Source organism: Magnetococcales bacterium (assembly GCA_015231175.1).
GTDB lineage: Bacteria > Pseudomonadota > Magnetococcia > Magnetococcales > DC0425bin3 > HA3dbin3.
The window spans coordinates 78,162-103,359 of record JADGBZ010000001.1 but is presented as its reverse complement, the minus strand read 5'-3'; the positions used below and the strand labels follow the sequence as shown (position 1 = coordinate 103,359).

General features: G+C 57.1%; 18 protein-coding genes. 14 read left to right on the top strand and 4 right to left on the bottom strand.

Annotation, left to right across the window (positions count from 1 at the left end):
• Positions 1-138 precede the first annotated feature (138 nt).
• From HQL63_00450 to HQL63_00430, 5 genes are all read left to right on the top strand, one after another.
• A complete protein-coding gene (locus HQL63_00450; protein MBF0175307.1) occupies positions 139-2,031 on the top strand; it encodes a hypothetical protein in 1,893 nt (630 codons plus the stop codon).
• 150 nt (positions 2,032-2,181) lie between these two features.
• On the top strand, positions 2,182-3,117 hold the full coding sequence (locus HQL63_00445) for an ABC transporter permease (protein ID MBF0175306.1): 936 nt from the start codon (positions 2,182-2,184) through the stop codon (positions 3,115-3,117).
• Between the two features lie 4 nt (positions 3,118-3,121).
• The gene (locus tag HQL63_00440; protein ID MBF0175305.1) at positions 3,122-4,525 is read left to right on the top strand and encodes an ABC transporter permease; all 1,404 of its coding nucleotides are present in this window, start codon (positions 3,122-3,124) and stop codon (positions 4,523-4,525) included.
• The gene (locus HQL63_00435) at positions 4,522-5,538 is read left to right on the top strand and encodes an ABC transporter ATP-binding protein (GenBank protein ID MBF0175304.1); all 1,017 of its coding nucleotides are present in this window, start codon (positions 4,522-4,524) and stop codon (positions 5,536-5,538) included. Before HQL63_00440 ends, HQL63_00435 begins: the two co-directional genes overlap by 4 nt.
• Positions 5,538-6,524 carry an ABC transporter ATP-binding protein gene (locus tag HQL63_00430; protein ID MBF0175303.1) on the top strand — a complete coding sequence of 329 codons (987 nt, stop codon included), beginning with the start codon at positions 5,538-5,540 and terminating at the stop codon, positions 6,522-6,524. The genes HQL63_00435 and HQL63_00430 overlap by 1 nt, the downstream gene beginning before the upstream one ends.
• A gap of 271 nt (positions 6,525-6,795) precedes the next feature.
• On the opposite strand, the gene HQL63_00425 is transcribed toward HQL63_00430, so the two are convergent.
• The 3 genes from HQL63_00425 to HQL63_00415 form a co-directional block, all read right to left on the bottom strand.
• The gene (locus HQL63_00425) at positions 6,796-8,691 is read right to left on the bottom strand and encodes a tetratricopeptide repeat protein (protein ID MBF0175302.1); all 1,896 of its coding nucleotides are present in this window, start codon (positions 8,689-8,691) and stop codon (positions 6,796-6,798) included.
• A 60-nt stretch (positions 8,692-8,751) separates the two neighbouring features.
• Positions 8,752-9,135, bottom strand: a complete 384-nt coding sequence (locus HQL63_00420; protein MBF0175301.1) for a hemerythrin family protein — start codon at positions 9,133-9,135, stop codon at positions 8,752-8,754.
• An 84-nt stretch (positions 9,136-9,219) separates the two neighbouring features.
• Positions 9,220-11,466 carry a GAF domain-containing protein gene (locus HQL63_00415; protein ID MBF0175300.1) on the bottom strand — a complete coding sequence of 749 codons (2,247 nt, stop codon included), beginning with the start codon at positions 11,464-11,466 and terminating at the stop codon, positions 9,220-9,222.
• A 255-nt stretch (positions 11,467-11,721) separates the two neighbouring features.
• On the opposite strand from HQL63_00415, the gene HQL63_00410 reads away from it, so the two are divergent.
• Together HQL63_00410 and HQL63_00405 are read left to right on the top strand one after the other, a co-directional pair.
• Entirely contained in the window at positions 11,722-13,356 is a 1,635-nt protein-coding gene (locus HQL63_00410) for an acetolactate synthase large subunit (protein MBF0175299.1), read from the top strand.
• 100 nt (positions 13,357-13,456) lie between these two features.
• Entirely contained in the window at positions 13,457-14,269 is an 813-nt protein-coding gene (locus tag HQL63_00405; GenBank protein MBF0175298.1) for a cyclic nucleotide-binding domain-containing protein, read from the top strand.
• Between the two features lie 7 nt (positions 14,270-14,276).
• Here the strand turns inward: HQL63_00405 and HQL63_00400 are convergent, their stop codons facing one another.
• Complete coding sequence (locus tag HQL63_00400) at positions 14,277-15,824, bottom strand: sigma 54-interacting transcriptional regulator (protein ID MBF0175297.1); 1,548 nt, start codon at positions 15,822-15,824, stop codon at positions 14,277-14,279.
• A gap of 131 nt (positions 15,825-15,955) precedes the next feature.
• Between HQL63_00400 and HQL63_00395 the strand changes: the two genes are divergently transcribed.
• The 7 genes from HQL63_00395 (at position 15,956) to HQL63_00365 (ending at position 24,884) form a co-directional block, all read left to right on the top strand.
• Positions 15,956-16,156, top strand: coding sequence for a hypothetical protein (locus tag HQL63_00395; protein MBF0175296.1), 201 nt, complete (start codon positions 15,956-15,958; stop codon positions 16,154-16,156).
• A 173-nt stretch (positions 16,157-16,329) separates the two neighbouring features.
• Positions 16,330-17,382, top strand: a complete 1,053-nt coding sequence (gene pstS / locus HQL63_00390; protein MBF0175295.1) for a phosphate ABC transporter substrate-binding protein PstS — start codon at positions 16,330-16,332, stop codon at positions 17,380-17,382.
• Between the two features lie 279 nt (positions 17,383-17,661).
• Complete coding sequence (gene pstC, locus HQL63_00385) at positions 17,662-18,768, top strand: phosphate ABC transporter permease PstC (protein MBF0175294.1); 1,107 nt, start codon at positions 17,662-17,664, stop codon at positions 18,766-18,768.
• Between the two features lie 10 nt (positions 18,769-18,778).
• Positions 18,779-19,624, top strand: a complete 846-nt coding sequence (gene pstA, locus HQL63_00380) for a phosphate ABC transporter permease PstA (GenBank protein MBF0175293.1) — start codon at positions 18,779-18,781, stop codon at positions 19,622-19,624.
• Between the two features lie 41 nt (positions 19,625-19,665).
• Positions 19,666-20,448: a phosphate ABC transporter ATP-binding protein PstB gene (gene pstB, locus HQL63_00375; protein MBF0175292.1), complete on the top strand. Its 783-nt coding sequence runs from the start codon at positions 19,666-19,668 to the stop codon at positions 20,446-20,448.
• 8 nt (positions 20,449-20,456) lie between these two features.
• A complete protein-coding gene (gene phoU, locus HQL63_00370) occupies positions 20,457-21,263 on the top strand; it encodes a phosphate signaling complex protein PhoU (GenBank protein MBF0175291.1) in 807 nt (268 codons plus the stop codon).
• 390 nt (positions 21,264-21,653) lie between these two features.
• A complete protein-coding gene (locus HQL63_00365) occupies positions 21,654-24,884 on the top strand; it encodes an EAL domain-containing protein (GenBank protein ID MBF0175290.1) in 3,231 nt (1,076 codons plus the stop codon).
• Positions 24,885-25,198 lie beyond the last annotated feature (314 nt).

Genomic DNA, 25,198 nt, shown 5'->3' with positions numbered 1-25,198 from the left:
CGAATGACGATCACATGACATGCGGTACACTGACGGGAATGTGTCCGCCGCATGTCGATGCAGGCGTGCCACGAAATGATGTCATCAAACTTTGAACCCCGATCAGGTTTTTTTCCGGGGAACCCGGCAGGGCATTTCGTGCATATCCTGGCTCCTGCCCTGATAGCCACGCTCTTTCTGGTCATGGCCTGGGACAGCTGGCTCATGTGGGTCAATCCCGTCATTGATTTCGGTCGCGAACTCTACCTTCCCTGGGCGGTATTGGACGGAAAGCGACCGCTGACGGATATCCATGTGGACCATGGTCCCTTCTCGACTTATTACAACGCCCTGATGTACCACCTGTTCGGCGCCTGTGTGCAGACCCTGCTGTGGTCCAACCTGGTCTGGGCGGCATGGGGCAGTATGGCCATCTACTGGTATTTCCTGCGCTGCCAGGGGGTATTGGCGGGATTGTTCGCCGCATTGTCGTTCATCCTGATTCCCGTGTTTTCCTTGTCGGACTCTTCCCTCTTCAATTTCGTGGCCCCCTATGCCAATGCGCTGACCCATGGATTCATCCTGGCCATCTCTTGTCTGTTGTCCCTCTCCCTCTTCACGACGACCCGAAAATCCCTTTTCTTTTATCTTGCGGCGCTGCTGGTCGGCATGGTTTTTCTCACCAAGCCAGAGCCTTTTCTTGCTGTGATGGTTGCTTTTTTGCTGGTGGTCACCCTTCTGATGGTCAGGCCGTCTCCGGGTTTTCCGCGCATCATTCCCCTTCTGCCCGGGGCGCTGGGGCTCGCCCTGGCGCCGGCGTTCTCGTTTTTGCTTCTGTTCAAGTTTCTCTACCCGGATCAATCCCTTGTCATCAACCTCAAGGTCATTTCGGGTTCCTGGAGCCATCTGTACGGCCACCACTACGTGGGCACCTACTTCCAGGAAAAATCGATGGGAACCGACGCCCCCTTGCGCCATATCGCTTTCATGGCGCTTTCGGCTGCGGTTCTTGGCCTGATCATGGCTGTGTCCCGGAAACTTCTCCACCCGCTCTACCCCCCAGGGAGCGGACTCAGCCGGACGCAACCCGTCATGGCGGTTTTTTTGGCCGTGCTGGCCGCGATCTGGACGGACCTGGATGCGTATCTCTTCGATGGGGGGTTCCGGGGGGGATCCTTGCTGGCGTTGGGGGTTCTCTTCTGGTACCTGGTCAGGGGGTTCCCGGTTTGCAAGGGGAGCCGGTTCGACATGCGGAGCCTGATGATGCTGGCATGGGGCGCCTTCGCCCTGACTTTGGAGGGGCGTGTCCTGCTCAATCCCGGGATCTACAGCTTTGGTATCATCCTGTCCACGCCCTGCGTTGTGTTCCTGGCCGCCTTCCTCGTTGGCGATTGGAGTCGCTTGAAACCAAAGTCAGGTCATGAACCGATTTGGCTCGGTCGTTTCGCCGTGATTTTTCTCTCCCTGGTCCTGTGCATGATGGCAGGGTTGAACCACCACAGAACCCGCGATATGACAAAAAGTATCGGTACGGGCTGCAATCAGTTTATGGCCCATGCAAAACAGCCCTACTGGTACCTTCACGGCGAGGTGGACAGGTGGGTCCGGGAGAGCTTGAAACCCTGGCAGACCTTCGTTGTCCTGCCCGAGGGCGTCATGTTCAATTTTCTTCACCAGGTAACGAATCCGTCCCGTTTGATCAAACTGCTGCCCCCGGATTTGACTGTGTATTCCCAGGATGAGGTTATTGGCATCCTGGAAAAGGCCCATCCCGACTTCATCCTCCTGCTTTTTCGGCCCATGCCGGAGTATGGATTTTCCTCTCTCCGCGACTATGCAGGCACGGTATGGACGTGGCTGTTTCGGCACTATCATCTCCAGGAGACGATCAAACTGCCGCTTTCGCGCCGTCCCGATATCCCTGGTCTGATGATCCTTGCTGCAAACCGCAGCCACTCCGTAGCCGTTTCCAACCCGGCTCCGGCAGGGGGCAATGGCGCCTTCAGCGAAACCAGGCCTTTGGGATCCGATTTCTCTTGGGCGTTGCCGTGATCGATGGGAGGCGCTATGTTGACAAGAGATGTCACTGCGCTTTTCTTGCAAGGGGGCTGAGTGGTCACATAAAATCTCTTCGCGCCGGAGCTTTTTTTGCGAGAGCGCCGATTTTTCTAACGATGCAAGGTGTTGGATCCAGGCTGTTTCATGCTGCGTTACGTGGGGCGGAAATTTTTTGCGGGTCTGGTCACTGTCTGGTTTATCGCGACAGCTACGTTTGTGGCCATGCATGCCGTGCCTGGGGATCCCCTGTTGCATGACAGGGCCATTTCCCCTGCCATACGTGCCAATCTGGAACGGCAGTATGGCCTCAATCAGCCGGTTTTTCGCCAATACCTCATCTATCTGGGCAACATGCTGCGTGGCGATTTTGGTATCTCCTACACCCAGAAGAATCGGCGTGTCAACGATATCATCCGGGAGCATTTTCCCATCTCCGCCACCCTGGGTGTGGTGGCCCTGTTGCTGGCTGTGGCTGGCGGTGTTCTTTGGGGGTCGCTGACGGCGCGTTTTCACAACCGACTGCCCGATTTGATCATCATGTTTTTGGTGATCCTGGGTATTTCGGTACCGAGCTTTGTCTTTGCGGCCCTGGGCCAGCTGGCGCTGATCCACATCAACCAGGCGTTCGGTGTGACCGTTTTTCCTGTGGCGGGTTGGGGAACGCCGCAACATGTCGTTGTTCCTGCCCTGGTCTTGGGGATGGGGACCATGGCCTATCTGACCCGTCTGTTGCGCGCTTCCATGCTGGAGATCCAGGGAGCCGATTATTTGCGCACGGCACGGGCCAAAGGTTTGAGCGAAAGACGGATTTTTGTGCGGCACCACCTGCGCAACGCCATCCTGCCTGTGATCACTGTTTTGGGGCCGGCTGTGGCGACCATCACCACGGGCGGTTTTGTTGTCGAACTGGTCTTTGCCATCCCTGGCCTGGGACGTTATTTTGTGCAGGCGGTGCAGCAGTTGGATTATACAGTCATCATGGGAACAACGGTTTTTTATGGGGCTTTTCTGGTGGCCATGGTCATGATGGTGGATGTTCTCTATGCCTGGGTCGATCCGCGCATGCGGTTGACGGGCTGACGCCATGCATCTCCGGCCATCGTTCATACCCCAGGCGGCTGATTTTCAACCGGAGCGTTTCCGGGGAGGGGTTGCCGGCCCGTTGCGTCCGTCCCGTTCTTTTTGGGAGGATGTCTGGTTCCATCTGCGGGGCAATCGTCAGGCGATCTTCTCCCTGTGGTTGATTCTTTTTCTTCTGCTGACAACCGTGGCGGGTCCATGGCTTTGGTCCATGGATGCGGACTTTCAGGATCTGGATCGTATCTCCCGTCCTCCGGGGTGGTCCGAACCGGCTCTGGTGGTGCCTCCTTTGCAACCTTGGTCCCCTCCGCTGTGGCCGGACCATCCGACCGGGTCAGCGAGTCGTGCCGAGGATCTGGCCGCAGCGCAACATTTTTCCCTGGCTGGCAAGGCCACCATTCAGGAGGTTCGCCTGACCTGGTTGCCTGTGCCGGGGAGTTCTGGCTATTTGATCTATCGCAATGACCATTTTCCCACCGGGAGTGCGGATCTTGGCATGCCGTTGGGGGAGATCCGTGCGGGCAACCGGACCGGCTTTGTGGACCGCCTGCGCCTGGAACCCACAACCTACTACTATTCGGTCGTGGCCACGGATGGGGTGGACGATGCGCCACGTTTTGCCACGTTGCTGGTGCAGCCGGTATCGGCCATCAGTCTGGCCGAGGCGCACCGCATCGATCCGGAGAGCCGGGTTGGTGAAACCATCATGCTTCCGTTTCACCCGCTGGGGACGGATTATCTGGGACGGGACATGTTGGCCCGGCTGCTGCGGGGCGCCCAGATTTCCCTGTTTATCGGTTTCGTGGCTCCCTTGTGCTCGATATTGTTGGGTACGTTCTATGGTGGCATGGCCGGTTATACCGGCGGGTGGCTCGATGAGTGGATGATGCGTTTTGCCGATTTTGTCGTGGCTTTGCCGTTTTTGCTTTTCATGATTTTGCTGCGCATTGCTTTTGGAGTCGAATCCGGGGAGAGCGGCCTGGCGCCTTTGCTGGTTGCCATGATTCTCCTGGGCTGGCCCGGACCGGCGCGTCTGGTGCGTGGCCAGGTCATGCAGATCCGCGAACAGGGTTACGTCCAGGCTGCCCGGTTGCTGGGGGGAGGGAGGGGATATATTCTCATGCATCACCTGCTTCCCAATGTGTTGGGGGTGATTCTGGTCTCCCTGACTTTTGCCGTGCCCTCGGCCATTTTCACCGAGGCCTTTCTCTCTTTCATCGGCATGGGAGTGGCGCCGCCCACACCCTCTTGGGGTTCGCTTTGTCAGCAGGGGGTGAAGAGCATGCTCAACCATCCCCACGAGCTGTTGTTTCCCGCCTTGTGCATCAGTGTGACGGTGTTGGCCTTCAACCTGTTGGGTGATGGCTTGCGGGATGCCTTGGACACGCGCAGTGACAGACGGTCATGATGCCCCTATTGTCGGTCGCCGGTCTGGAAGTGGGGTTTGACCTGCATGGCGGGGTGGTACAGGCGGTGCGCGGCGTTGATTTGCAGGTCGCAGCCGGGCAGACCCTGGCGATCGTCGGGGAGTCGGGTTGTGGCAAATCGGCCTCCATGCTGGCGGTGATGGGGTTGATCTCCTCGCCCCCGGGACGGGTCACGGCGCAGTCGCTGCACCTGGCGGGGCGCGACATTCTTCATCTTTCGCCTGCCATGGCCAGAGGTCTGCGGGGTGTCGAGATGGCTATGATTTTTCAGGATCCCATGAGCGCTTTGCACCCGACCATGCGGATTGGAGCGCAGATCGCCGAACCTTTACAGGTCCACCTGAAGATGGGTCGTGTGGCAGCCTGGCGGCGGGCGGAAGAGCTTCTCGACATGACCGGGATCACGGATGTTGCCCGGCGTTTGCGGCAATACCCGTTTGAATTTTCCGGTGGCATGTTGCAGCGGGTATTGATTGCCATGAGTTTGGCATGCCAGCCCCGGCTGTTGATCGCCGATGAACCGACCACGGCCCTGGATGTCACCATCCAGGCGCAGATTCTCGATCTGTTGGCCTCTTTGCAGCGCGACCGGGGCATGGCCCTGATTTTGATCACCCATGATCTGGGTGTGGTGGCGCGCATGGCCGATTTTGTGGCGGTCATGTATGCCGGTCAGGTGGTGGAGTCCGGCCCGGTGGCGGCCATTTTTGCCACGGCGGCGCACCCTTACACCCTGGGACTGCATCGGGCGATTCCCGATCTGGACCCGCTTCACAGGCATCCGCCACAACCCATCGACGGATCTCCACCGGATTTGTTCGCTCCCCCCGTGGGGTGTGGTTTTTACGCGCGTTGCCCCCAGGCGATGCGGGCGTGCCGGGAACATATGCCCGAACTGCTGCCTGTTGGCGACAATCATGTTGCCCGGTGCTGGCTGCACCACCCCTTGGCGCCACGGCTGGCGACATGCCAGCCGGCGGGTGTGGCTCCATGATTCTCACCGTCGACAAGGTGAGCAAACATTTCCGCCTGGGCCGGAAACGCATGTTGCATGCAGTTGACCGGGTCTCCCTGGAGGTCCAGGCGCACGAAGTGATGGGCCTTGTCGGCGAAAGTGGCTCGGGAAAGTCCACTCTGGCTCGTGTCATTGTCGGGCTCTTGCCGAAGACCTCCGGCGAGATCCATTTTGCGGGGGAAAAATGGCCCGATCGTCTGACCCCGAAGGATTTTCAACGCCTGGGTCGGCAGATGCAGATGATTTTTCAGGATCCTTTCTCCTCCCTGAATCCGCGCATGACTGTTGCGGAGTTGATCGGCGAGGGGTTGCGTTTGCAGGAGGTGGTGCGGGGGGATGCGGCGGTGCGGGAGCGCGTGGCCTACTGGCTGGAGCGGGTGGGGTTGCACCCGGATCACATCTCCCGCTATCCCCACGAATTTTCCGGCGGGCAACGGCAGCGCATCGGGATTGCCCGCGCTCTGGCCGTCGAACCCCGATTCTTGGTGTGTGATGAACCCGTTTCGGCCCTGGATGTCTCCGTGCAGGCGCAGATCATACGTCTATTGGATGAACTCAAAGCCACCCTGGGCTTGTCGATGTTGTTCATTGCCCATGATCTGGCCATGGTGCGTCACGTCTCCGACCGGATGACGGTGATGTATCTGGGGGGCATCGTCGAGAGCGGTCCTGCCGATTTGATCTATTTCCAGCCGTGTCACCCCTATACCCGCCTGCTTGTGGCGGCCAATCCGGTGCCGGATCCGGTGCGGGAGCGGCAGCGTCCACGTCCGCTGGCACGGGGAGAGATTCCCTCGCCGATCAACCTTGGATCTGGCTGCCGCTTCGCAACCCGTTGTCCCGAGGTGATGCCACATTGCCACCAGGTGCCTCCTCGACCGGTGACCTGGGCCGATGGCCGGATCGTGGTGTGTCACCTGGATCAGCAGACTCTTTTCCAACGGCCTTGGGGGGCAGCGGAATGATCGACTACTGGCTCAACCGTGTTGGTCTGATGTGCAGAAATGTACCAATGCTCCGGGAACAGCTCAACCATGAATCGGGGTCCAGGGGGCTGGCTCCCTGGCAGGTCCAGGACAGCGTCCTGGTGGGGTTCGGGGCGAAGCCCTGACAAAGGCTTTCATATCCAGGCTTTTCTTGAAAGAGTGCGGAATAGTCACGAAAAGTGAACACTTCAAATCATGTCGGTTGGTCCACTTCGACAAAGAGGGACAAAGCCCCATGATGAACCACGGTTCAAGGCAGAGGGGAGGAGGGGTCGCGCATCGCTTCATCCAATTGATGCGCCACCTGATCGATCACGGTATGCCAGTCGCCGGGTCGGGGTTGGCGAAACAGGTGCATGCCGGGGTACCAAGGTGAGCGGGTTGTCGTGCGCAACCAACGCCAATCGGCGGCAAAGGGGAGGAGCAACCAAACCGGTTTGCCCATGGCCCCGGCCAGATGAGCCATGGCCGTGTCCACGCTGATGATCAGATCCAGGTGGGTCACGAGGGCGGCTGTATCGGCGAAATCCTGGAGATCGGGACCGCAGTGGATGAAATTTTTCTTATGCAGGAGAGCATCCATTTCATTGGTGAGGGGCTCTTTGACCAACCCGTAGAAGGCCGCCTCCGCATGGCGCAAAAACCCGGAAAAAAGGTTGGCGGAGAGGGAACGGAACCGGTTGTGCCGATAGCTTTTCGAGCCGCGCCAGACCAGACCCACATGCAGACGTTTTTTGGGCTGTAAACGCTTTTTCCAGGTGGCGGCCAGCGCCGTCTCCGGGTGGATGTAGGGTATCTCCGCCGGAATGGTTGCCAGGGTGGTGCCGAACACACCAGGCAAAGAGAGCAGGGGAGTGTGCCAGGCAAAATCGGGCGGGGTGGATTCTGGAGGAAAGGTGGCGTCTATTCCGGCCATCGCACCCAGCAGCCGGGCCAAGGGAGGCTGGCAGGTGACGCTGACCCGACCACCTTGCTGACGAATCAGGCGGACATAGCGGATAAACTGAAGGGTGTCTCCCAAACCTTGTTCGGCTTGCAGCAGAATGTTTTGGTTGGCACAGGGCTCTCCCCGCCAGAGAGAGGAGGCTGGGGGGGGTGGGGGATGACGGGTGCCTTCCTGCCGCCAGCGCCACTCATATTCCTGCCATCCCTGGGCGAAATTTCCGCCGCCGAGCCAAATCATGGCCCGGTTGCAGTGGGCATCCGCATAGTCCGGCGCGAGGGCCAGGGCCTGTTGGAAACACGCCAGGGCGCCTTCTGCGTCACCCTTTTGGTGCAGCAGAATGCCCAGATTGTTGTGGGCCTCGGGGTGGTTCGGGGCGATGGCCAGGGCCCGGCGAAAACAGGCCATGGCGGCATCCGGTTCATCCAGATCTTGCAGTGCGCAGCCCAGGTTGTTGTGCGCCTTGAAATAATTTGAAGATTGGACGAGGGCCTGACGATAACAGTGGACCGCATCCTGTGGATTGCCCTGGTCACGCAGGACGTTGCCAAGATTGAACCAAGCCTCTGGATAATCCGAATTTTTGGCAAGAATGCGTTGATAACAGGCTGTTGCAGCAGCCCATTCCCCTTGTTGGCGCAGGGAAGATCCCAGGTTGAGCTGGGCCTCCGGCCACTCGGGACGCAGATGCAACGCCCGGCGGTAGGCAGAGATGGCGCCCGCAAGATCCCCCAACTGCTGAAGGACCAACCCCAAATGATTGTGCGCCTCCGGATAATCGGGTTGCAGCGTCACGGCCCGATGCAACAATACCCCGGCTTCGACCGGGTCTCCCTGTTCCAGAAGGGCCGTACCCAGATTGTTGCAGGCTTCGGCATAGTCCGGTTTGATGGACAATGCCTTGTGATAACACGCCACGGCCCCAGCCAGTTCTCCACTTTTCTGCAACACCAGCCCCAGGTTGGCGTAATAGACCGGGTGATCAGGCCAACCGGCAATCGCTTGGGAGATCAGTTGGATGGCCTGGGCCGGATCCCCTTGTTGATGGCAAACCAGGCCCAGCAGATGCAGCGCGTCGGGATGTCCGGGTTGTTGATCCAACACCCGGCGATAGAGACCTTTTGCCAAGTCCAAATGATCCGCCTGATGTAGCCGCACCCCTTCCTGTAGCATCAGTTCCGGGTCTGGCTGGGCGGGAGGCATATCACCTGCGAGGGGCGGAGGGGTGTGGGTCCATGGGGCAGAATGGAGTGCAGCTGTTGGCTATTTTCGTGAGGCGAAGGCCAGTTTGTCCACTTCCAGAATATGGTGCAACAGCCAATCCTTCAGGAAAAGCACGACCTCCTCACCATTCGTTGCCGTGCCCTGCCGGGCAATGTCCCCGAGTTGGCCAATAAAATAACGATGTTCGTGGATCTGTTTTTCAATATCCGGACAACCCAACTCCTGCAAAAGGGATTCCTCGCGGGAAAAATGGTATTGCGAATAATCGGTCAGGGCTTGCAGGGTTTCATGGACGACCTCGTTGCCGACACCGGCAAAACAGGCGGCGAACAGGTCATTGAGAAGGATAAACAACTTTTTGTGATCCGCATCGATGGTGGGAACGTTGACGCTCAACTCTTCCGACCATTTCGCATGTCCCATGAACACGGCTACGCTCCTTGTGACGACAGCTGGTGCGTTGTGCGTTCTCCCCGGAAGGGGATTTTCCGGAGAGAGGGGGAAACCCTATTCCGTGCCGACCGGCAGGAGAAACTCCTGGGGATCCACGGCATCCAACTGCTCCTGGTGGAGAAAGCGTTCGGCATAGGCACGGTAGATCCCGCTGGTCAGAAACAGATTGAACAGATCCGGGTCAACATGCCCCTCTTTGGCCATGGATGCCATGATGCGTAACGCCTCTCCCAGTTTCTTGGCCTTTTTATACGGTCGGTCCCAGGCAGTCAATGCCTCGAAGATGTCCGCGATGGCCAGGATGCGGGCAGGTATGGGCAGTTGTTCTTTGGTCAACTGGCGGGGATAACCAGTCCCGATCATGTTTTCGTGGTGGGATCCGGCATACTCCGGAACCCGGGAGAGTTCCTTGGGGAAGGGAAGGTGTTTCAGGATGATGTAGGTTTGGATGACATGCTCGTTGATTTTGAACCGTTCTTCCGTGTTCAAGGTGCCCCGGGTAATGGAGAGGTTGTACAATTCACCGAAGTTGGACACTGCGGGCGGCACGGGTGTCTTGAAGCCCCATGGATTCTTGCCATAGGGATGGGCGCCCTCGCGGAGAACGACGTGTTCAGGGCGGTCGACGAGCAGAGACTCTTCAACGGGTGGCGGGGTTCTGTCATGGGGGGGAGGGTGCAGGCGCAACTCTTCGTGGGAAAGTCCCAACGTATGATCGAAATGGCGTACCCAACGCCGGGAGGCAATCTCCCGCAGCCGTTTCTGGGCAGCGGAACCCATGAATTCACTGCCAACATTGCATTCGGCCACAAAGGCAAACTCTTCCTGCAAGGTTTGCCGGGTTGCCGCCAACTCCTGCTCCATGGTCACCAGTTGCTCTGGAGAGGGGGCTTCCAGGGCACGTCGACGCCAATAACTCACCTCGGCATCGCGCCACAACACTTCAAAGCGGGTACGAACTTCGTGTATGCGATTGTAGACGGCTTCCAGTTTGGTGGCTTTGTCCACGATAGTATCCGGGGTGATCACTTTGCCACAGTCATGCAGCAGCGAGGCGACCTTGAACTCGTGCCACTCTTCATCCGTGGTTAGGGCAAAATCGGCCAATGGTCCATCTTTCTGGGCACAGGTTGCCTCTGCGAGCATGCGCGCCAGTTCTGGTACCCGTGAACAATGCCCTCCGGTATAGGGGGATTTGGCGTCGATGGCTGCCACGAGCATCTCGATGAAGGCATCCATGAGCTGACCCTGAGAAACGACGAGGTTTTGCACCTCAATGGAAATGGCGGCCTGGGCTGCCACGGCTTCGATGAATTTCTGGATATCCATCGAAAAAGGGACGATCGCCCCGGATTGGGAATCGTGGGCGTTGAAGAGTTGCAGGATGCCCAAAATTTCGCCACGCCGTGATATCAGGGGTACGACCAACAGGGATCGGGTTTGATAACCAGTCAATTTGTCGAAACGGTGCATGGAGGAGTAGTCGAACTCCTGGGCCGCATACACATCCGCAACGTTGACGACCTGCCGCAAATGGGCCACATGCGTGGCGACATGGGCATGATTGGGCTGACCATGGGGCGTATCATACATGAGAAGACTGGGAAAAGGTGGCGGGTAGGTTCCCTTGCCACCCAGATGGATGCCCAGAGAGTTGGCGCGGACGATGCGGAACTCCAGTTTTTTTTCTTGTGTGCATACGTACAGGACGCCGCCGTCCGCTCCGGAGACCTCCATGGCGCCGTTCAGAAACAGTTCCAGCAGCGTTGCCTCGTCGCGCTCGCCGGAAAGGGAGATCCCCAGACGGACCATGTGTTCCAACTTGGCGTGCTCCCAGGCCAACTCCTGGGAACGTCTGATCAACCGGTTCTGACGTTCGAGCAGAAGATCGGAGCTTTCGCCCAGCCAGTCGGACAACATGCGTATGAGATTGAGGGCGACAAGAGGAAATCGTTCCAGCAGGGGCCAAAAAAGCGCCTCATCGATGACCAAAAGGCGGGAAGGCTCCACGGCCATGACATAGGCGCTGGGAGGCAGTCGGCGCATGAGCGACATCTCTCCCACGGAACCGCCCGTGGTGATGGTCTTGATTCGTTCCCCGATGGCCTCGTGGCCAAGATGGACGCCTAAAATACCGGATAAAACAACGTACATATTGCTGGATGGGTGGTTCGGATCCAGCAGCACATGCCCTGCCCCGGTATCGAGGAGCGGGCATTCGCCCAGGAATTGAGCCAGTTCCCGAGAGTCCACGCCACGGAAGACGAGAATTTGGCTCAACAGCTCGGGTTGGAGCGGCATGTTTTGCAATCTTTCTTGGCGGCTGAATACTCAATGTCCGGCGCAACAGTTTGACGCTGAACGATATCACTTCGGGAACGATCCGCGCAATGACAGACGATCCGGCGATTGTTGCAACGGGAGTGATCGACGACCGGACACCATGCGTGCGATACTGCCATGGTCCATATGCGCGGTTCGACGGGCCGTGATGTGTGCTGATGGATCCAGTTCCAGATGCTCCAGGCCACTTGATGCCAATACCGGAGATTTTCCATGAAAGCTGCTGAATTGTTTGTAAAGTGTCTTGAGAATGAGGGTGTTTCCACCATATTCGGCATACCGGGCGAGGAAAACCTGGATATCATGGATGCTCTTTTGGGGAGTCCGATCCAGTTCATCACGGTGCGTCATGAGCAGGGCGCCGCCTTCATGGCGGACGTATATGGTCGTCTGACCGGTCGGGCCGGTGTTTGCCTGGCAACCCTGGGGCCGGGAGCCACCAATCTGATCACCGGTGTTGCCGATGCCAACATGGATCGCGCCCCCGTGGTGGCCATCGCCGGACAGGCCGCCACCACCCGTCTGCACAAGGAGAGTCACCAGGTTTTGGATCTGGTCAATCTCTTTCGTCCCATTACCAAATACACCACGCAAATTTTGGACCCGGGTGTGATTCCCGAGGTGGTGCGCAAGGCCTTTAAGGTCTCCCAGACGGAAAAGCCCGGCTGCGCCTTCATCGATTTTCCGGAAAACATGGCTGAAATGGTCGTCGCCGACCAGTTTCCTCTCAAGGCTCAACAGGCCCGCCAACCCGTACCTCCCCAGGAAAAGATAAGCCAGGCTGCCCGGATCATTTCGGACGCACACTATCCCATCATCATGGCCGGCAATGGGGTCATTCGGGGCAAGGCCGGCGATCAACTGGTGGACTTTGCTGAAAAGTTGAACATTCCTGTCGCCACCACCTTCATGGCCAAGGGGGTGATTCCCTTCTCGCACGATTTGTGTCTCGGCGCCGTGGGCTTGCAGGCCCATGATTATGTCTCGTGCGGCTTCGACCGCGCCGATGTGATCATCTGTGTGGGCTACGATATCGTCGAATACCACCCCTATCTGTGGCACAGGGATCGGAATCGGAAAATCATCCACATCGACGCCAGTCCCGCTGAGGTGGACGCGCATTACGTTGTCGAGGTGGGGGTCGTGGGCGAGATTGCCGCCGCACTGAAAGGGATCGCTGCCGAGGCCAGAAGCCGTCGGCAGCGTCTGGCCGATACCCTGCGCCAATCCATCGTCGCAGAGATCGGACAGTATGCCGAGGATACCGGGTTTCCGATCAAACCCCAAAAAATCATCTGGGATTTGCGTCAGGCCCTGGATCCGGAAGATATCGTCGTTTCCGATGTGGGGGCGCATAAAATGTGGATGGCCCGCATGTTCAAGGCGGAGCGTCCCAATACCTGCATCATCTCCAATGGCTTTGCTGCCATGGGTATCGCCGTTCCAGGCGCCATGGCCGCAAAGCTCGTGCATCCCGAACGTGCAGCCGTGGCCGTCACCGGCGATGCGGGTTTCCTGATGAATTCGCAGGAGATCGAGACCGCCATGCGCATTGGCCTGCCCATTGTCATCCTGATCTGGAATGATGCCAAATATGGCTTGATCCAGTGGAAACAGATGAACCATTTCGGGCGCGAAAGCCACATAGGCTTCAACAATCCCGACTTCGTCAAGTATGCAGAAAGCTTCGGAGCCAAGGGTTGTCGAGTCGAGTCCGCACAGGATTTGCTGCCGATCCTGCGGCAGGCGCTTGCCGACAAAACGGTCACCATCATAGATTGCCCGGTGGATTATGCGGAAAATATCAAGCTGACAGAGAAGCTGGGCCATCTGGTGTGCCCGATCTGAGGGCAGAGCCACCTTGGAGCCATACCAACAATAACGAACCAATTGACAGATCGCGTGGCTTGTGATGTGCCTGGCCCGGGCAGGTTGAGGAGGTGCAAACATGATCCAGAAAAAACTCCTGGACAGGATTCCTTTTTTCAAGGACTTCCCGGAAGGGTACAAAGAGGAGATTGTCGAACACAGCAACGCGGAACTTTTGCGGGTTCCCCCCAATCAGCCCATCCTGAACGAGGGGGATTTGGGTGACACGTGTTATATTCTTTTGCGCGGGTCTGCCTGTGTCTTCAAAAAGCCCTTTATGAATCCTCTGGCGTTCCTCAAGCCTGGACAAGTCTTCGGTGAGGTTTCGTTCCTGACGCCCCGGGTCCGCGTCACCAGCGTGGTGGCCGAGGAGGAGTGCGTTCTTCTTCGTTTTACCAACAAGTTTCTCCTCGATCTCTCTCCGCACTGCCGTGATCGGTTCAAGGATCAGATGATCCTGGTTCTGGTGCAAAATCTGGAGTCTCTGCGTGAGACCATCGAAAAATACAAGGCCCCTGCTCTGACTCTGGATCATAAAAATCCGTTTGAAGAGGCGAAGAAGTTGGAGGAGAGTGATGTCAGAAGCGACGTGATCTTTGATGATGAGGAGGGTTATAAGATCACCTACCTGGGTCGCCGCATGGCGCGCATCGAAAAGGATGGCAGAACGACGGATGTGCCCCTGATCCCCCTGACGGACAATATTCCGGGAAAATATGTCAACATATTGAAAAAACAGGGGAAACTTCCGGAAGATTACCTGTTCGGCAAGGATTTTCTCATTCCCCGGGCGGCGTTGGGCGCATGGAAACGCACCCTGGTCGCCGAAGACAGCAAGGCTTTGCGCATGGAACGGGAGATTCAGGACTATCTGACCAAGGATGCTGTCTGAGCTGTCGTTAATCTTTTTTCCCGCGATCTGCATCCCAGGGATATTTTTTCAGCCAGTTGGCAAAGGTGGTTGCGTTGGGCAGGCCGACCAGACGGGTGGCCTGGGCCTTGTTGTTGTGACTCTCGGCCAGGGCGCGGTGCATGTAGTGGTCGGCCACCTCGGAAAGGAGGTCCGTCAGCCGGAATCCTGATCCCAGTGGGCGACTGAGGATCTGATCGTTGGCTCCTCCGCCGGAATATTCCGGCAGCAGGGCGTCGCGGATGTCCCGGCCCCGAATCATCTCCCCCGGCGTCCAGACGGCGGCCCGGTTGAGGGTGTTCTGCAATTCGCGGATATTGCCCGGCCAGCGGTGCTCCTGGAGAACCTTGCGGGCGTTCTCCGTCAGGGATTTGCGGCGAAATCCGGGTTGTTCCCGACACTCCTGGTTGATCTGCTCCAGGATGCGATCCGTCAAAAGTTCGATATCGCGGCCACGGGCCATCAGGGGTGGCAGCAGCAAAATCGCCACGGCGATACGGTGAAAAAGATCCTCGCGAAAACGACCCTCCACCATCTCTTCCAGGAGATTTTTGTTGGTGGCGGCGATCAGGCGAAAAGTGACGGGGTGCGCGTCGCACGAGCCGACAGGGGTGACCACCCGCTCCTGGAGCACCCGCAGCAGTTTGACCTGAATGGAGGGTGGCAGCTCGCCGATTTCGTCCAGAAAGACCGTCCCGCCGTCAGCCTGGGCAAAGTACCCCTTGCGGTTGGTCAAGGCTCCGGTAAAGGCGCCTTTTTCATGGCCAAACAATTCGGCTTCCACAAGATTGTCCGGAATGGCGCCACAATTGATGGCCACAAACGGGCCGCTTCGTTGCAGGCTGGTATTGTGAATCGCCCGTGCCAGCAACTCCTTGCCGGTTCCGGACTCACCCTGGATCAGGACAGGGATTTGCCGGCTGGCCACCAGGGTGGCCTTTTCCACCACCCGCCGCATGGCGTCGCACTGAAAGGCGATGGAGGCAAACTCAGGGTGTTCGACCCGGAAACCTTCGGAGGCCAGACGGACCAGTTGCTGATCCCGGGTGCGCAAAAGATCCGGCAGCATGTCGGTGTTGATGGAAAAGGGGATGGTGACATCCCGGACTTTCTGTTCCGGCGTGATCTCCAGCAAACGGGCGTTGGGAAACCCGGCCTTGGCCAGCAGAATCCAGATGGCTGCCATGCTCCCCGTGCCGGCTCCCAGGAAAAAACTGATCTGGTCCGAACTGCCCATGCGGGTGGCAACCGGTTCCACCACCCGCAGCGCAGCCCGGCAGATCTCTCCGTAATCGCTGGCGTCGGTCAGGGGCGCCATGTGCAGGGAGACCACGGTTGTCGTGCGGGCGCTCAGCCAGGAGGCAAAACCTTGCGCGGTCTTCTCGTCCTGGCTGGCCAGAAGATGGATCTCATGAAACTCCCGCATCCGTAAAACCTGGACCAGGTTGCCCTGATCCTTCTTCCTGTCGGCTCGGGCCGCCTCCAGATCCGCTTCGCTGATCCAGGCGAAGATGATGGATGTGGGGTTCATGTCCATGCGAGGATGATGGATGTAAGGTTCATGTTGCAGGCTCGCTGCACGAGGCGAGGATGATGGATGTGAGGTTCATGTTGCAGGCTCGCTGCACGAGGGCAAAGGTTCTTGGTCGGTCCAAAGAATCTTTGCGCATGATCGCAACGATTCTTGCAGAATGGCGTCGTGATGTGCGGGATGAACAGGCGTGCGACAAGGATGAAACATGGCTTGGAATGACCGGTCGTTTGTTGTGCAAACAGTTGTTATGTAAATGCATCATAAAAAAACGCACCGGTCGTGTCATCTCTCCTGGATTCGGGAAGAGATGGATTGATTTATTTTTGGCATTATAATTGCCTTTGTGACGACGTTGCACATTCAGAGCGCTCTGACATCTCGTGATTTGATTTCGCGCGGCCACGGCTGACCATCCCGGGTGAAGGAAGGGGGGGCAGGGGGCGGCGTTCGACAGAAACAGGCTATTGATTCTACTCAATTGCCGCAAAAGTTTCCAGGAGAACAACAGATGTTCGATGCGAAAAAATGGTTGACGGTATCGTTGGTTGCCGCTTCATCCGTGCTGATGGCGCAGAGTGCGGCGGCTGCGGAAGTGACCGGGGCCGGGGCCAGCTTTCCTGCCCCTCTCTATGCCAAGTGGGCGGATGCCTACCAGAAGGCGACAAGCCACAAGATCAACTATCAATCCATTGGTTCCGGTGGCGGCATCAAGCAGATCACGGCCAGGACCGTTGACTTTGGCGCTTCCGACATGCCGCTCAAATCCGAAGAGCTGGAGAAACAGGGGCTGGTGCAATTTCCGGCTGTTATCGGGGGTGAAGTATTGGTGGTCAACCTGCAAGGGATCAAACCCGGCGAGTTGCACCTGAGTCCCGAGGTGCTGGCCGACATTTACCTGGGCAAAATCACCCAGTGGGATGACAAGGCCATCGCCGCATTGAATCCGGGCCTCGAACTGCCGAAGCAGGTGATCGCGGTGGTGCGGCGTTCGGATGGTTCCGGTACCACCTTCATCTTCACCAATTACCTCTCCAAGGTCAGCTCCGAGTGGAAAACGAAGGTTGGTGAGGGTACTGCCGTGCAGTGGCCCGTGGGGTTGGGAGGCAAGGGCAACGAAGGGGTTTCCGCCTTCGTGCAACGTCTGCCGGGCGCCATCGGTTATGTGGAGTATGCCTATGCGCTGCAAAACAAGATGACCTATGCCCTGTTGAAAAATGCCGATGGGGTCTATCCCAAGCCGGATGAGGTGAGCTTCAAGGCTGCTGCCTCGCACGCCGATTGGACCAAGTCCGCTTTCCATGAAATCCTGACCAACAACCCCGGCAAGGAGTCCTGGCCGATCACCGGGGCCACCTTCATTCTGATGCAGAAGGAACAGGACAAGCCGGAACAAGGTGCTGCATCCCTGGCATTTTTTGACTGGTGCTTCAAGAACGGCGGCAAGATGGCGACTGAACTCAAATACGTTCCGCTGCCGGAAGACCTGATCGAGCTGGTGCGCACCTCCTGGGGACAGATCAAGGATGCGTCGGGGAAACCGGTTTATCCGGCTGGTCAATGAGCTTTGCCGGTCACCATTCATCGCCTGGTAACGCATCAAGGTCCAGGGTCCGGCCTTCCGGCAGGGCCTTGGACAGCGTCCTGGCGGGATCCGGAACGAAGCTCCGGTAAAGGCTTTCCTGTCCAGGCTTTTTTTGCAAGGTTGTTGAATGGTGAAGGGCGCCGAATCGTTGTGCCGCGTAAAGCCCGCGTCGTTTGGGTCGTTACGGCGCGGGCCGCTGCGGAACCCTCCGGGTTGTTGGTGTCGAGGCAAAGTCAACTTTGGAACATTCGCTTATTTATGAGCAAAAATCGTGTTGGTAACGAAGAGAGTCTGGGTGGGTCCGGTGCTTGGCACGCGACCGGGACACCAGCGGAGAGGGCACAGAAACTCTTGGACCATCCTTACCTTCTGAACGGTTCTGATGAAAGGTCGAGTGTGTTCGCAAAGGGGTCTGGCGGGGTGGATCCAGGCAGCTTTCGGTTGAAGGAAGCGGTGTTTTTCAACATGGCCCGTTTGGCTGCGTTGTTGACCCTTGTTTTGTTGTTGGCCATCATCATTTCGTTGATATACGGTAGCTGGCCATCCATTCAGCGCTTTGGCATCGCTTTTCTTTGGTCGGGTGAATGGAATCCGCCGGCGGATGATTTTGGCGCCCTGATTCCGATCTACGGCACTTTGGCGACTTCCATCGTCGCCCTGATCATAGCGGTCCCGGTCAGCTTTGGCATCGCCTTGTTTTTGACCGAACTCTCCCCCCCCTGGTTGCGCGTTCCGTTGGGCATGGCCATCGAGCTGCTGGCGGCCATTCCGTCCATTGTTTATGGCATGTGGGGCCTGCTTTACTATGCGCCCATCTTTGCCGAATATGTACAGCCGGTCTTGTCTGCGACGCTGGGCTCATTGCCCATCATCGGCGAACTGTTTACAGGCCCCATGATGGGTATCGGCATCCTGTCCGCCGGGGTCATCCTGGCAATCATGATCATTCCGTTCATCGCATCTGTCATGCGCGATGTCTTTGCCGTGACGCCGGCGATGCTCAAGGAATCGGCCTATGGCGTCGGCAGCACCACCTGGGAGGTGATGTGGCATGTGGTGTTGCCCTACACCAAAGTGGGTGTCATCGGTGGCATCATGCTGGGGTTGGGGCGGGCGCTCGGGGAGACGATGGCGGTGACCTTCCTGATCGGCAATACAAATTATTTCAACGGTTTTTCGCTTTTTCTGCCGGGCAACAGCATCGCCTCGGCGTTGGCCAACGAATTTGCGGAGGCCGAGTCCCCGCTCTATACCTCCTCTCTGTTGGAACTGGGTTTGATTCTGTTCGTGATAACCTTTATCGTGTTGAGTCTATCCAAACTGTTGCTCCTGCGCCTCTCAAGGCAGGAAGTTGCCAAGATTTGAAAGGTGCCTTGTGGATCTCAGAAAGAAACGCAAGCTGGTCAACAAAATAGCCCTGACCATGTCGCTGCTCGCCATGGCCTTTGGCCTGTTCTGGTTGACATGGGTGTTGTTCACCACCCTGAAGCTCGGCATGACGGGCCTCTCCTGGGAGTTGTTGACCCGGATGACCCCGCCTCCCGGGGCGAGTGAACCAGGCGGTCTGCTCAATGCCATCGTGGGCAGCCTGATCTTGATCACCATGGCGACGGCGTTGGGAACGCCCATCGGCATCCTGGCCGGCATCTATCTGGCCGAATATGGCAGACACTCCCTTCTCGGTCACGTCACCCATTTCATCAATGGCATTTTGCTGTCGGCTCCCTCCATCGTCATAGGTCTCTTCGTCTATGCCGTTTATGTTGCACCCATGGGAAATTTTTCCGCCATGGCAGGTGTTCTGGCCCTGGCCCTGATTGTCCTGCCGGTGGTGGTCTCGACCAGTGAGAACATGCTCGGGCTGGTTCCGGACAGTTTGCGCGAAGCGGCCTATGCCCTTGGTGCGCCCAAATATATCGCCATCACCAGGGTGACGTTGAGGGCCTCCATGGCTGGTGTGGTGACCGGCGTTCTCCTTGCGGTGGCGCGCATCGCCGGTGAGACGGCGCCTCTGCTTTTTACCGCCTTGTCAAACCAGTTTTGGAGCCTCGGTCTGGATAAACCGATGGCCAACCTGCCGGTGACCATCTTCAAATTCGCCATGAGCCCCTTCAAGGATTGGCAGGAGATTGCCTGGGCAGGCGTCCTCTTGATTACAATGGGAATTTTGGGGTTGAACATCCTGGCGCGGGTTCTCTTCCGCGCACAACACGAGCAGTAAGGGGTTGTCTGACCCAAACTTTGGATAGAACGAGTCGATCGATGCCAGCGAACGCAAAAAAACCTGCATTGGAAGCGCAGATGGTTTTCAAAAACCTCGACTTCTACTACGGCAAGCACCATGCCCTGAAAAATATCAATCTTGAAATATACAAGCGCCATGTCACCGCATTCATCGGGCCTTCCGGCTGCGGAAAATCGACGTTGCTGCGCACGATGAATCGCATGTACAATCTCTATCCAGAGCAACGGGCGACCGGAGAGCTGCTGCTCGATGGTAAAAATATTCTTGATCGGGGCGTGGACGTGAGCCTGTTGCGCGCCGAGGTCGGCATGGTGTTTCAAAAGCCGACCCCTTTTCCCATGTCGATCTATGAAAATATTGCCTTCGGTGTCCGTCTGCACGAAAGACTCTCCCGGGAGGCCATGAACGAACGTGTCGAGTGGGCCTTGAGGAAGGCTGCGTTGTGGGAAGAGACCAAGAATAATCTGAGCCAAAGCGGGATGAAGCTCTCGGGCGGGCAGCAGCAGCGCCTGTGCATCGCCCGCGGCATTGCCGTCAAGCCGAAGGTGTTGCTGCTGGATGAACCGACCTCGGCGCTGGATCCCATCTCGACCATGCACATCGAAGAGCTTATCGCCGAACTCAAGACCGAGTTTACCATCGCCATCGTCACCCATAACATGCAACAGGCGGCGCGCATCTCTGATTTTACTGCCTACATGTACCTGGGGGAGTTGGTTGAATTCAGTCCCACCGACCAGATTTTTGTTGAACCCAGGGAGAAGCAGACCAAGGACTACATTACGGGTCGATTCGGTTAAGGAAAGACATGAAAAATTTCACTGCGGAAAAACATATTCATCACGCCTTCGACCAGGATCTGGAGCAGTTGGATGCCATGGTGCTGGAGATGTGTGACCTGGTCGCATCTCTCCTCCAGGATGCCGTGACAGCCGTGACCACCATCGATCAAAGTCTGGCCCGGACCGTGGTCGAACGCGACCGCGCCATCGACGAGCTTGAGCTGAAGGTCGAAGAGCTGGCAGTGCGCATCCTGGCATTGCGTGAACCCAAAGGTGTTGACCTGCGCTGGGTTATCGCCGCGTTGGAGTCATCTTCCGATCTTGAACGCATGGGGGATATGGCCAAAAATATTGCCAAGCGCGTGGCCATCCTGACCCATTACACCCCGGTCGAGGGGATTGCCGACATCCTTCCCATGTCGCGGCTGATCCTTGATTTTCTGGCCAAGCTTCGTTTGGCCTGGGCTGAGAAAGACTCCGAACTTGCGTTGCAAACCTGGACTGGCGATGCCGAGATCGACTCCCTCTTCGACGGCATGTTCCATAACCTCATGATGGTGATGATTCAATCCCCCCAGCACATCACACCCGGAACCCATCTGCTGTTCGTGGCCAAAAATCTCGAACGGATCGGCGACCACATCACCAACGTCGCCGAAGCCATTCACTACGTGGAGACCGGGCACAAGCTGGATGGCGTCAGGCCCAGAACAGATGCCCATTATCGATATCACGTTCCCCCGGCAGCTCCATCCGACGCTGATGCCGAGGTCACAGAGGAGGATGTCGAAAAAACAGAGTCCTCTGGAGGTCGGTCCGGGAAAGAGGGGTGATCTCCGCCCCAGCTGGCGGGCCAGTTCCCTGGATCCCGTGCGTGGTTACGGAAAAAGTGTCTGAGTCGTTATGATCTTTTCGGGTAACTGTTCACCACCCGACCACGAGTTGAGGTCTCGGGGGGTGGCTCCCTGGCAGGGTCTTGGACAGAGTCCTGGTGGGGTTCGGGGCGAAGCCCCGACAAAGGTCTTCATGTCCACGCTTTTTTTGCAATGGTGGTGAAGAGTCACCTTTTTGGAATGGTGGCCTGATCCAGGGCGTTGATTTCTAGCCGGAGGGGCTTGGCGGGGGGCAGAGGGTCGCTGTTTCTGTAAATGATTATAATAATAATATAAAATCGGTTCTTTGCAAATTTATGTTGTCAAACAGGTCCGCAGGAGGAGAAGCATATGGAGACATATGTCACACCATCCGACAAACTGAAAAACATTTTCCAGAAGACCCTGGAAGAGGCCTTGCCCCATGACGTGGATCTGCCCATCGAGCAGAAAAAGGAGCTGCTCAATATTGTGCATCAACAGCATTTGACGCCCATCTATCAGCCGGTGGTGGATTTCTGTGATGGCCGCATATTCGGTTTTCAGGGCCGCATCCGGGGACCATCCCACAGCAGGCTGCACGCACCGGACAAACTGTTTCAGGTGGCGGAACGCTGTGGCATGGTGGAAATTTTGGATCACATCAGCCGGGTCATTCTGTTGCAGCGGTTTCATGCCATTCATCTGACAGGTTGGTTGTTTTTGAAACTGGCCCTCGGCAAGGCCGCCAGCGAATCACCTCGTGTCGACCTGAGTCCATTTTTGGATCATCTCCTGGATATTCCCGTGCCTTTGATCATGCAGGTTGCACAAGAAGCGGATCAGGAGGTGATTCAAAAGCGTTTTCCGGTGGCCGTGCATCATCTGGATGTGACGGGGATGGTCCCGGAGCAACTCTTGGAACAACAGATCCAGAATATCACTGTGGATCGTTATTTCATCCAGAACATTGATATCGACCTGGTCAAACAGCGGCATCTGGCAGCGTTGGGAACTCTGGCGCAACAAGCTGGTGCGCGGCTTATCGCCCAGGGTATCGAAACCCGTGAGGAGTTGCGTGTGGCGAAAAGTCTGGGTGTGACGCACGGCATGGGTTTTTTGCTTGGCCGGCCACGCCCCGATCCTCTGGCCCTGGTCCCTGTGGGGGTCAAAGACCTGCTCCTGGGGGAGTCAGGCTTCCAGGATCGTTCCGTGACGCAGCGCGACACCATCGGCAACAAGGATCTGGTCAGGTCGGCTCCGGTCGTTTCCCCGGAGACCCATAACATCGACGTGTTGGGTCTTTTCCAGGATTATCCCCATCTGGATCTGCTGCCGGTCATGCAAAATGGCGAGGTGGTGGGTTTGTTGAACCGGCATGCCTTCATGGAGCGCCTGGCCCGCCCCTTTCACCATGATTTATTCGGGCGCAAACCCTGTTCTCTCCTGATGGAAAAGGAGCCCCATGTGGTGGGGGTGGATATCTCCATCCAGGAGCTCAGCAAAAAAATGTTGAACGACACCCATCGCGCTTTGGCCAGTGGCTATATCGTCTACGACCAGGACAACTATGTGGGTGTTGGAACGGTCCATGAGTTGTTGCGGGTGTTGACCGAGATGCAGATCCAGGGGGCGCGGCATGCCAATCCGCTGACCCTGCTGCCGGGCAATGTTCCCATCAACGACACCGCCAACCTGTGGATCGAAGGTCAAATCCCATTCATCGCCTGTTATTGTGATCTGGATCATTTCAAACCCTACAACGATGTCTACGGGTTTAAAAAAGGAGACAGCATCATTCAGGCCACGGCATCGGTTCTTTCCGACTGCGTAGAGCATGATCTGGACTTTCTGGGGCATATCGGCGGCGATGATTTCATCATCCTCTTTCGCAGTACGGACTGGGAGGCGCGTTGCCAACGAATACTGGCGGAGTTTGCCAAGGTCGTGGTCGCCTTCTTCGACCTGGAACATGTAAAAAATTCTGGTTATGAATCGGAGGATCGCCAAGGCAAACGGGTGTTTCATCCCCTGACATCCCTCTCCCTGGGTGTGGTTGTCGTCGAACCGGGTCGCATCGCCAGCTTCATGGAAATTTCCCGTTTTGCGGCGGAGGCCAAAAAACAGGCCAAAAAAATTCCCGGCAACTCCTTGTTCGTCAATCGACGGCAGCCCGTTTCCCTGGTCAAACCCGTCACCAGTCAACCTGTGGAGGTGGCGCCAGAGGAGATGGAGACTGCGGGAGTGGAAGTGGAAAAAGATCAGCTGATGCAAAAACTCAGGGAGTGCCACTTCAAGGATCATTTAACCGGTCTGCCCAATCGGCGTCTTCTCAAGGATCGTCTGAAACAGGCCATGCGGCAGGTCCGTGGCACGCAGGAGATCATCGCCATGGTTCTGCTGGCTCCAGAAGATGGGGCCATGACCAGTTTTGACAACCTGGCAATGGACTCCGAAGAGCGGCTTCTGGGAAAGATGGCCCGGCGGTTGCGGCAGATCAAACGCAAGGTTGATACCCTGGCGCGCTGGAGCGATCGCGAATTTGCTTTTATATTCAATGGATTGACCAATAATGACCAGGTGGCCTTGATGGTGGAGCGCCTCCGGGAATCCCTGAATCAACCCTTTTTGATTTTCGGGAAGGAGTCGACGGTCCGGGTCAACATGGGCGTGGCCATCTTTCCGCAGGATGGCGAAAAACCCGACCTGCTGATCAAAAACGCCGTGACTGCTTTAAGAAAGGCCAGAGAGTTGGGATATGGCCATTGGGAGTTCTATGAGTCGGGGACGCGCCTGGAAATGGAGGCGCGCCTGCACAAAATCGAACAGTTGCGGCGAGCCATTCACAAAGGGGAGTTCACTCTTTGTTATCAGCCCAAATGGAATCCACAAGCGCACAGATTTACCGGATTCGAAGCCCTGGTGCGCATGCATCTGGATGGCAACGTGACCGTCTCTCCCATGGAGTTCATTCCTCTGGCCGAGGAGTCGGGCCTGATTCTGCCGCTGGGGGAGTGGATCATCCAGACGGCCTGCCATCAGGCTCGCGCCTGGCTGGATGCGGGCATGCAAGGGTTTACCATGGCCATCAACCTCTCGCCCCGCCAGTTGTTGGATCCGAATTTCCCCAAAATGATGCATGCCGCCTTGGATGCGTCGGGCATTCCTCCCCACATGTTGGAGTTTGAAATCACTGAAAGCGTGGTGATGCAGAGTTCCCACCAGGCCGTTGAACTGCTGGGAGCGTTTCAATCCCTGGGCATCACCGTGGCCCTGGATGATTTTGGCACCGGCTTCTCCTCCCTGAGTCGTCTGCACCGGTTGCCGATTCAGACATTGAAGATCGACCGCTCGTTCGTCCAGGATATCCATCTCAGCAGCAAGAGCGAGGGCATCGTTGCGGCCATCATCGCCCTGGGCCGCAACCATGGGCTCCAGATTGTCGCGGAAGGGGTTGAAAATCTGGAGCAGTTCAATATACTCTCACGCGCCGGTTGCGATGAGTTGCAGGGGTTTTATATCCACAGACCCCTGGATCCTGACCATGCGTGCCGGATTTTCAGGGATCCGGATCTCCACTTTTTGCTCCCGGATTCCAGGTGATTTCATCCTCGTTTTGTAACCGTTCAGCGCCCCTTCCAGAAAAGCCCTGACAAAGGCTTTCATGTCCAGATTTTTCTGGAAGGGGCGCTGAACGGTTACAGTCCGGGGGTCTCTGAACGATTACCTCCAGAGAGATTCGACAAGTATGGGTGCGGCACGGCAAATAACAATGACAGGTGTTTAATTGAAATGATTTGCATTGTGTCGATATGAATTATTTTGCAATAATAATATTCGTTATTCAAGATGACAGGTATGGGTAACATAGGACGTGCAAAAGGTGCGCGTGTTTGCACCTGAATAATGTGGAGAGA

Bases quoted from the DNA above. Each gene is read 5' to 3' on its own strand.
- HQL63_00445 (MBF0175306.1), top strand. From the start codon at position 2,182: ATGCTGCGTTACGTGGGGCGGAAATTTTTTGCGGGTCTGGTCACTGTC.
- HQL63_00440 (MBF0175305.1), top strand. From the start codon at position 3,122: ATGCATCTCCGGCCATCGTTCATACCCCAGGCGGCTGATTTTCAACCG.
- HQL63_00435 (MBF0175304.1), top strand. From the start codon at position 4,522: ATGATGCCCCTATTGTCGGTCGCCGGTCTGGAAGTGGGGTTTGACCTG.
- HQL63_00425 (MBF0175302.1), bottom strand. From the start codon at position 8,691: ATGCCTCCCGCCCAGCCAGACCCGGAACTGATGCTACAGGAAGGGGTG.
- HQL63_00420 (MBF0175301.1), bottom strand. From the start codon at position 9,135: ATGGGACATGCGAAATGGTCGGAAGAGTTGAGCGTCAACGTTCCCACC.
- HQL63_00415 (MBF0175300.1), bottom strand. From the start codon at position 11,466: ATGCCGCTCCAACCCGAGCTGTTGAGCCAAATTCTCGTCTTCCGTGGC.
- HQL63_00410 (MBF0175299.1), top strand. From the start codon at position 11,722: ATGAAAGCTGCTGAATTGTTTGTAAAGTGTCTTGAGAATGAGGGTGTT.
- HQL63_00405 (MBF0175298.1), top strand. From the start codon at position 13,457: ATGATCCAGAAAAAACTCCTGGACAGGATTCCTTTTTTCAAGGACTTC.
- HQL63_00400 (MBF0175297.1), bottom strand. From the start codon at position 15,824: ATGGACATGAACCCCACATCCATCATCTTCGCCTGGATCAGCGAAGCG.
- HQL63_00395 (MBF0175296.1), top strand. From the start codon at position 15,956: ATGATCGCAACGATTCTTGCAGAATGGCGTCGTGATGTGCGGGATGAA.
- pstS (MBF0175295.1), top strand. From the start codon at position 16,330: ATGTTCGATGCGAAAAAATGGTTGACGGTATCGTTGGTTGCCGCTTCA.
- pstC (MBF0175294.1), top strand. From the start codon at position 17,662: ATGAGCAAAAATCGTGTTGGTAACGAAGAGAGTCTGGGTGGGTCCGGT.
- pstB (MBF0175292.1), top strand. From the start codon at position 19,666: ATGCCAGCGAACGCAAAAAAACCTGCATTGGAAGCGCAGATGGTTTTC.
- phoU (MBF0175291.1), top strand. From the start codon at position 20,457: ATGAAAAATTTCACTGCGGAAAAACATATTCATCACGCCTTCGACCAG.
- HQL63_00365 (MBF0175290.1), top strand. From the start codon at position 21,654: ATGGAGACATATGTCACACCATCCGACAAACTGAAAAACATTTTCCAG.